Below are 9000 nucleotides of genomic sequence, written 5' to 3' on the forward strand. Positions count from 1 at the left end.
AATCACCATATTTTGATGGATGGCTGGAGTGGTTCGCAGCTGTTCGGCGAGGTATTGCAACAGTATGCGGGTGAGCCGCTGCCAGCGCCGACCGGGCGGTATCGTGACTACATCGCTTGGCTGCAGGCGCAGGACAAAGCCGTCAGCCAAGCGTTCTGGAAGGCGCAACTGGTCAACTTGCAGGAGCCCACGCGCCTGGCCCGCACCATAGACGCCGAGGTGGATGCGGCCCTGGCGGTCAATGGCGAGCATCGCTTGAGCCTCGATGTCGCGCAAACCGAACACCTCAAAGCCTTCGCCCAACGTCACAAGGTGACCCTCAATACCCTGGTGCAAGGCGCATGGTTGTTGCTGTTGCATCACCACACCGGGCAAGCCACCGTAGCATTCGGCGCCACGGTGGCAGGGCGTCCAGCGGAACTGCGTGGGATTGAACAGCAGGTCGGCTTGTTCATTAACACGCTGCCGGTAGTGGCGACGCCGGATGCGCAAATGTCGGTCAGCCAGTGGCTAGAGCAACTCCAGCAACAGAACGTTGGCTTGCGTGAGCATGAACACACGCCACTGTTTGAGATCCAGCGCTGGGCGGGGCTGGGTGGAGAAGCGCTGTTCGACAGTATCCTGGTGTTCGAGAACTACCCGGTGTCCGAGGCGCTGGAGCAGGGCGCACCGTCGGGGCTGCGTTTTGGCGCAGTGCACAGCCTGGAGCAGACCCACTATCCATTGACCGTGTTGTTGGCTATAGGCCAGACACTGGGCTTGGAGTTCAACTACTCCCGCCAGGCTTTCAGCGGCGCGCATATCCAGCGCTTGGCCGAGCACTTCCAGCAGTTGCTGCTGGCCCTGGCCAGCGACGGCAGTCAACGCCTTGGCGCGTTGCCCTCAGTGGCGCAGGCCGAGCGGCAGTGGGTATTGCATGATTGGAATGCCACTGCGGTGGATTACCCGCTGGATCAAGCGGTCCACACGCTGATCGAGGCTCAGGTGCTGCGTACACCGGATGCACTTGCCTTGATTTTCGCGGGGCAAGCCTTGAGTTACAGCGCGTTGAACGCCCGGGCCAATCGCCTGGCACATCGCTTGATGGCGGCCGGGGTTGGCCCGGATGTGCTGGTGGGGCTGGCGGCAGAGCGCTCGGTGGAGATGGTGGTTGGCCTGTTGGCGGTGCTCAAGGCCGGTGGCGCTTATGTGCCGCTGGACCCCGAGTATCCTCGTGATCGCCTGGCCTACATGCTGCAGGACAGTGGTGTGCAACTGCTGTTGACCCAGGCTCATCTACTGGCGCAACTGCCGGTTCCTGCCGGTGTGCAAACCCTGGTGCTGGAACATGGCGATACCTGGCTGGAAACCTTCAGCAGCCACAACCCGAATATCCCAGTGCACGGCGAAAACCTTGCCTATGTGATCTACACCTCCGGCTCCACCGGTCAGCCCAAGGGCGCTGGCAACCGCCATATAGCGCTGACCAACCGCCTGTGCTGGATGCAACAGGCATATGGGCTCAAGCCACACGACAGCGTGTTGCAGAAAACGCCGTTCAGCTTTGACGTGTCGGTGTGGGAGTTTTTCTGGCCGCTGATGACCGGCGCGCGTCTGGTAGTGGCTGCACCGGGCGATCATCGTGATCCAGCCAGGCTGGTACGGCTGATCAACGAGCAACAGGTCACCACGTTGCATTTCGTACCTTCCATGTTGCAAGCGTTCTTGCAAGACGCGGCGGTTACTTCATGCCAGAGCCTGCAACGCATCGTTTGCAGTGGGGAGGCGTTGCCTGCCGATGCCCAGCAGCAGGTGTTCGCCAAATTGCCCCAAGCCGGGTTGTACAACCTGTATGGCCCTACTGAAGCCGCCATCGACGTGACCCACTGGACCTGCGTGGAGGAAGGCCGCGACGCCGTACCCATTGGCCGACCCATTGCCAACCTGGGCTGCTACGTGCTGGACGACAACCTGGAACCTGCGCCAGTGGGTGTGCTGGGCGAACTGTATTTGGGCGGTATTGGCTTGGCGCGGGGTTATCACCGCCGTGCGGCGCTTACCGCCGAGCGGTTTGTGACCGACCCGTTCGGCAGCGGCACGCGCCTGTATCGCACCGGTGACCTCGCGCGTTATCGCGACGATGGCGTGATTGAATATGCCGGGCGAATCGATCACCAGGTCAAACTGCGTGGCCTGCGCATAGAGTTGGGCGAAATCGAAGCGCGCTTGCTGGAACTCGACAATGTCCGCGAAGCCGCGGTTCTGGCGGTGGACGGTACCCACCTGGTGGGTTACCTGGTGCTGCAACAGCCGCTTGAAGCGTGGAAGGCAGAGGTGGTTGCACACCTGGCCGAGCAGTTGCCCGACTACATGGTCCCGGCGCAATGGGTAGTGCTGGCGCAGATGCCGTTGAGCCCGAACGGCAAACTGGACCGTAAGGCGTTGCCCAAGCCAGAGGCCCACAGTGCCGCGCAATACCAGGCACCCGTTAGCGAGATTGAGCAGCAAATAGCGGCGGTCTGGAGCGAGGTGCTGGAGGTGGAGCGCGTAGGGCTCAACGACAACTTCTTCGAACTCGGTGGCCATTCGTTGCGGGTGCTGATGCTCAAGGAGCGAATTCGCAAGGTCAGCGGCGTGAACCTATCTGTCAGCCAATTGATGCTCAACCCCACCGTGGCGGGGCAGGTCAAATGCCTGCAGGGCAATAGCCGGTCTTCGTTGATCGTCAAGCTCAACCAGCAGACGCAAGGCACGCCGTTGTTCCTGTTCCACCCAAGCTTCGGCTCGGTGCATTGCTACACCGCGATTGCCCTGGCCTTGCGCGAGCAGCGCCCAGTGTTCGGGGTAATGTGCCGTGCCTTGGCCGAAGAGGGCGCCACGGTGCCGCAATGGCAGGTAATGGTCGAGGACTACACCGCGCAATTGTTGGTGGCCCAACCCCAAGGCGCGTTCCGCCTGGGTGGCTGGTCATTGGGTGGCAACCTGGCGATGGAGGTAGCCTACGGCCTGGAGCAAGCCGGCAGAGAGGTGGAGTTTGTCGGCTGGATCGACGCTGCGCCGCCGCAGTGGGTCAAACCTTATTGGGATTCTGTGGAAGTTGAGGACGACCGCGAAGCCTCAGCCAATGAGCGCCGCGCCGCGTTGCTGGGGGTGATGTTCCCTGAGTTTGCCGAGTCCATCCAACTCGCCTGGCAGCAATGCCAACGGGATACCGAGGATGAAGCGGGACAATGGCAGGAATTTGTGAACTGGGCTGAACAATCTTTGGGCGAAGCCTTCACGGTGATCAAAGATGAATTACTGCGTGGCAATGAGGCGCAGATTTCCTGGGACGTTGACCGGGCACTCAGTGAGCGTTTGCTGCAAGCTGACTTCAAGCCCATCAAGGCTCCCGTCACTTGTTGGTGGGCGTCCATGAGCCGGGCAGGGCGCTTCAAGGACCTGATCGAACAGCAAATGGCAACGGTGATCAGCCAAGGGCGCATCGAGCGCTCAGTGATGATCGAGACCGATCATGACGGCATTATCGACAGCGCGGTGTTTATCAGCAGTTTGGTAGAGGCGTTGAGGTAAGCCGCCGCTCAACCACAAAAACCCGGATCCAGTGTCCGGGTTTTTTTATGCTCCAATCCCTCTTCGCCAGTATCTCTGCACGCGCAAAAAAAAGCCCGGTGAGCATGGGGTGCTCACCGGGCGTTTGATCGATTGACGCGTGGAATCAGAAGTCCCAGCGCGTGCTGACCATCACATTACGTGGCTCACCGTAGGCGGCCGAGTTATAGAAGCCCACGTTGGTGTAGTAAGACTTGTCGAAGATGTTGTTGAAGTTGACAGTAGCCGACAGGTTCTTGGTGACCTGGTAGCGGGTCATCAAGTCCACCAGCCAGTAGGATTCCTGAGTGATGTCCTGGTCTTTCTGGAGCGGCTCGTTCCAGATTGAATTCCAGCCCTTGGTCTGCCAGCGTACACCGCCACCGATGGTGAACTTGTCCAGGTCGCCCTTGAGTTTGTAGGTGGTGTTCAGGTTGACCTGATGCTCGGGTTCGAAGGTGGAGAGTTTCTTGTCGTCTTCGTCTCGTACGATCTTGTGGGTGTAGCCACCTTGAAGTTGCCAGCCTGGGCTCAACTCACCGGAAATTTCCGCTTCGTAGCCTTTGGTGACGGCCTTGGAGCTCTTGAACGCCCAGTTGTTCGGGGCAGGTGTCTGGTTGTTGTAGGCGTCATCCGAGATGGGGCGATTAGTCTCATGCACTTCGAAGTAAGCGATGCTGGTGTTGAGGCGGCCATCGAAAAACTCGCCCTTCAGGCCCAACTCGTAGTTCTGCCCTTCGTCTGGCTCCAGCAGCTTCTCGTTACGGTCCTTATAGGTGCTTTCCTGGGGTTGGAAAATATCGGTGTAGCTGGCGTATACCGAGAAGTTGTCGTTGAGGTCGTAGATCACTCCGGCGTAAGGAATGAACCGCCCGGTTTCCTTGTAGGAGGGGTTGTTGCCAGTCACGTGATAGTTGGCCACGCGCCCACCCAGGATCACGTTCAGGTCGTCAATCACGTTGAAACGCGCGGTCAGGTAATACCCGGTTTGACGGATAGTGTCGTCGATGTGCTGTTGGGCAGGACCGTAGATAGGCTTGGCGATATGGCCGTTCCAGTTATAGAAATCGACCTTGTTACCGCCAGGCCATTCCGGTGACCAGTAGCCCTTGCCTTGCCAGCGCGAGGTACCGATCGAGCCGCCCACCACCAGTTCATGCTCGCGGCCAAACAGGCTGAAAGGCCCGGTGGCGTAAAGGTCGGCCGAGGTGCTCTTGGTCTCGCCGGTGTATTTCTGCCCGTTGATCTCGGCGGTGCCATCGGCTGCCGGCTGGACGAATTGAATCGAACCCAGGTCGGCATGGTAGCCGTTGATCTTGTGGTCGAGCTGGAATTTGGTCACCCAGCCGTCGCCCAGGTCATGCTCGAGCATGGCAAAGGCGGTACGCGTGTTTTGCTCCCATGAGCTCCAGGTGGTGCCGTTGTTGTAAGAGCGCGGCATTTTGTTGATGCTGCCGTTGGAGTTGACCAGCGGGAAGGAGCCGGACCAGCTGGAACCCTGCGGAATGTTGTCCTGGTAATCGAAGCCCACCGTCAGCATGGTCTCGGGAGACAGGTCGAACTCGGTGATGCCGTAGTAGGTTTCGGTCTTGCGCGAATAGTGGTCCATAAAGGACTTCTTGTCCTGATACGCAGCCACCGCACGGCCGCGGATATTGCCGCTGTCCGTCAAGGGGCCACTGACATCCACTTCGCTGCGGTAGTTGTCCCAGGAGCCCGCGCCCAATTGCACATGGCCCTTGAATTCCGCGGTTGGCTTCTTGCGGATCAAGTTGATGGTCGCACCCAGGGAACCGGCACCGTTGAGCAGGCCGGTGGCGCCCTTGAGGACTTCAACACGGTCGTAGATCGCCATGTCGCTCAGGGTGTTGCCCGCCGAATAGCCGACGTTACGCACAGTCGACGGAATACCGTCGTACTGGAAACTATTGACCGAAAAACCACGGGAATAGTAGTTGGTGCGGTCGGAGTCGTAGGCGGAAACGGTGATGCCCGGCGTATGGCGCATCACGTCATCCATGTTGTTGAGGCCAAAATCCTCGATGTGCTGGCGAGTCACCACGGTGATCGACTGCGGAGTTTGCCGTGGGGTCAACGTCAGACGTGTAGCCGTGGCAATCGTGCCAGGCGTGTAGGAACCAGAACCTTCGGTGACGTTGCCCAGGTAGTTGGCAGTCACCTGCGTCGGGCTCAACTCAAGCCCACCACCGCTGCCAGCAGCTGTGACGGTCAAGGTATTGCCATTGAGGTTATAGGTGGTCTGGCTACCGGCCAGCAATGCAGCTATGGCCTGCTGCGGCTGCATCTTGCCCTTGACGGCGGGGCTGTTCTTGCCCTGCACATCGCCCGGGCTGTAGAGCACTTGCACATTGGTCTGGCGGCCAAATTCCTGCAGTGCGCTCCCCAGCGACTGCGCAGGAATATTCAACTCGATCTCCTGGGCTTGCACATAGCTTGCAATCGGCATCGACACAGCCAACGCCAGGGCACTCGGCAAAAGGTTGATGTTCAGGGCCCGGCGCATGGATAGCGCTTTGCTCAGGGGGCTGAGACCGAGTCGTGCTGGCATGGATGCTTTCTCTTCTATGTTTTAAGTGGGCAATTCTAAGTGTTTATTGAGTTTAGTTCTCATTACCACTAGTGAGACGTTCCTACTTCGCAAAACCGGAAAAATTTTTTTCGGTACCTTATGCAGGCTCCATCTCATGCACCACTTGGCCGGCGCGCAAGCGCACCAGATGATCGGCGATGTCGAAATAACGGTCGTCGTGGCTGATCACGATGATGGTCTTGCCCAGGCGTTTGAGGTCCGGCAGCAGCTCGGTGTAGAAGATGCGGCGAAAGGCCGGGTCCTGGTCGGCGGCCCATTCGTCGAACACCAGCACCGGGCGCTCTTCCAGCCAGGCATTGACCAGGGCCAGGCGCTTGCGTTGGCCGGTGGACAGGTCAGTGGTGCTGAACACGCCGTCCTTGACGCTGACCTTGTGTGCGATTTCCAGGCGCTCAAGGTATTGGGTGGCGCTGTCCAGGGACTGGGTGGCGCTGCCTTGTACCAGGTCATCGAATAGGTAATAGTCGGAAAACACCGTGGTGAACAACTGACGATAATCGTCGCGCTCTGGGTCGGTCACCGCTGTACCGTTGAGCAGGATCTCACCCGACTGAGGCGGATACAGGCCCAGCAGCAATTTGATCAGCGTGGTCTTGCCACTACCATTCTCGCCGACGACAAACACGATATCGCCTTGCTTGATGCTCAGGTTGATCGGCCCCAGGTGGAACGGTTGGCTGCCTTCAACCGCTGGCGGGCTGTAGCTGACGCCGCGCAGTTCAAGGCTGTTGACCAGTGGTTTCGGCGCCTCACTGTCGTCCATCAGCAAGTGGGGCTCGGGCGAAGAAAAACGCTCCGACAGTTCGCTGATGCGCCCAAAGGCAATCTTCGCCTTGCCAACGACGGGCAGGTAACCCAGCAGGTGTTCCAGCGGGCCTTTCATATACAGCAGTACCAGCACGAAGCCGGTAATCACCGTGGGGTCGGGGTTGGGGTTGTAGGCCTGCATCGCCAGGGCCAGTCCGATGACCACAAAGAACAGCATCGAGCCAAAGGTCTTGGCCAGAATATAGATGTTGACTGAACGCACCTGGATATCGCTGATGCGGTCTGCGGTTTCCTGGATGCGATGGGTGTTCATGCGAAACCGCCGCGGACGGTGCATGCGCAGTTCCTTGGCTCCCGAAGCAATCGCATTGTAGTAACGCTGCAATTCATCTTCGTGGCTGCGGGCCAGATCGAAGCCCTGGATGCCTTTGCCGCCCGCGATGAATTGCACGGCGCTGCCGATGATGATTGCGACCACCATCATCAGGAACATCGGCACGGACAGGTAAGCCAGGTAACCCAGGCATCCCAGGGTAACGGTGGCGGCGATGGCCAGGGGCGTGAAGGCAAAGGAAAAGTCGCTAATGGTGTCCACGTCGTGGGTCAGCACCGGGATCAGGCGGTGAGAGCGATATTGCTCGATCTGCCCGATGGGCGCTGACAGCACCTTTTCACCCAGGTCCTTGCGCAGGGCGGCAATGATCCGTTGTCCGACGTAGTTGGTGCCGATGTCGGAAATAATCGAGCTGACCAGCGCCACCACGCACAACGCGGCGAAGGTCAATACCACACCCTGAGTCATCCCCCCCGCCGAATGCAGGGCATTGTTAATCGTCGCCAACAGCAAGGTAATGGCCAGGCCGCCCGCCATGCCAAGGGCGACGGAGACCGTCACGATGGTGCGAAAGGGCCTGAGCAATGCGAGCAAACCTTTGAAGGCGCCGCGCTTGGGGTCGGTCATAAATACTTCCCGGAAAGTGAAAAAGAGGGGGCTGGGCACACAGACCCTTACCCATGACAAACGAAGCTGTGGCGTGACTATTTAGCGCGGCGTGCCGGGCGGTGGCAGTGAGCGATAAATTGCCCGGGGCCTGGTTCGTTCTTGTTCTGTAGGCGCACGTGTATCAATGCCGTGCGTGGCCCTTTGAGCGAGAGCGAAACACATGACGAAAAAGAACCTGGTGTATGTCTGGTCCCTGAGAAATGCCGCCGCCGACAAGGCAGGGCAGCCGGTGGCCTATAAAGACCACGAGCGCTATATGAAATCGGTGCTGGAGTTTTTGGTGGGCTCGCTCAACGACACGCCGCTGGGCGAGGCTTACAACCTGGTGGGCGTGGTGTATGACGACGATGAGCAAAACCCGCGGGACCAGCAGTTGGTGGCGGACTACGGCTTCGCTTATCAGCCGGGTCGCCAGTGGTTGTACCCGGCGGATTTGCGTGTGCAAGGCACGTTGGTCAACGACCTGCTGCTCAGCGTGCCGTCGACCTATCGTCGCCTGCCACGGGGCAGCGCCGAACATATCGCCGGCAAGCAGGATTTCGAGCGTCGCCTGCATGACACTCTGGTGGAGTTGAAGGCTGACATCGTGGTGCTGGATGGTTTGCTGGTGATCCTCGACGAACTGGTGCGCCCGGGTGCGCCGTTTGCGCGGCGCATCATGAACATTCATCCGGGCATCACCCGCCTCGAATCGCCTTACGAACGCCGTGGGGCGTACGCCACCTGGAATGCGCTGTACGGCGCGCGTGGGCAGGCGATCACCGACTGGGCGACCAAGGAGGCTCAGGCGTGCGAGCCGTTGTATTGGACCGGTGCGTCATTCCACTACGTGGATAACGGCATCGACTCGGGAGAGGTGTTCCACGACGTGCTCAAGACCGAGATTTCGCCCGAGGACACCATCCTTGAGCTGCGCTGGAACAACTTCAACAACAGCCTGTTCCCGGCGCTGCATGAAGGCTTGGCGCTGTTGGCCAAGCAAGGCTGAACCCTGTAGGAGCGAGCTTGCTCGCGAAAAACGTCAACGATGACGCGTGCTTCCTGAATA

Annotated in this window: 4 protein-coding genes; 2 read left to right on the forward strand and 2 right to left on the reverse strand. The window is 59.4% G+C overall.

Annotated elements, in window-relative coordinates; translation table 11 throughout:
- On the forward strand, window positions 1–3552 hold a 3552-nt coding region (locus E1K68_RS11630), incomplete at its 5' end, for a non-ribosomal peptide synthetase (protein WP_212614123.1).
- A gap of 145 nt (window positions 3553–3697) precedes the next feature.
- Here the strand turns inward: E1K68_RS11630 and E1K68_RS11635 are convergent.
- Both E1K68_RS11635 and E1K68_RS11640 read right to left on the reverse strand, forming a co-directional pair.
- On the reverse strand, window positions 3698–6139 hold the full coding sequence (locus E1K68_RS11635) for a TonB-dependent siderophore receptor (protein ID WP_192002941.1): 2442 nt from the start codon (window positions 6137–6139) through the stop codon (window positions 3698–3700).
- A 118-nt stretch (window positions 6140–6257) separates the two neighbouring features.
- Window positions 6258–7910 carry a cyclic peptide export ABC transporter gene (locus E1K68_RS11640; RefSeq protein WP_034134498.1) on the reverse strand — a complete coding sequence of 551 codons (1653 nt, stop codon included), beginning with the start codon at window positions 7908–7910 and terminating at the stop codon, window positions 6258–6260.
- 202 nt (window positions 7911–8112) lie between these two features.
- Here E1K68_RS11640 and E1K68_RS11645 point away from each other — a divergent pair, with 202 nt between their 5' ends.
- Window positions 8113–8940, forward strand: a complete 828-nt coding sequence (locus tag E1K68_RS11645) for a N(5)-hydroxyornithine transformylase PvdF (protein WP_192002942.1) — start codon at window positions 8113–8115, stop codon at window positions 8938–8940.
- The last annotated feature ends 60 nt before the right edge of the window (window positions 8941–9000 follow it).

It is taken from the genome of Pseudomonas sp. B2021 (assembly GCF_018135665.1).
GTDB lineage: Bacteria > Pseudomonadota > Gammaproteobacteria > Pseudomonadales > Pseudomonadaceae > Aquipseudomonas > Aquipseudomonas lactis.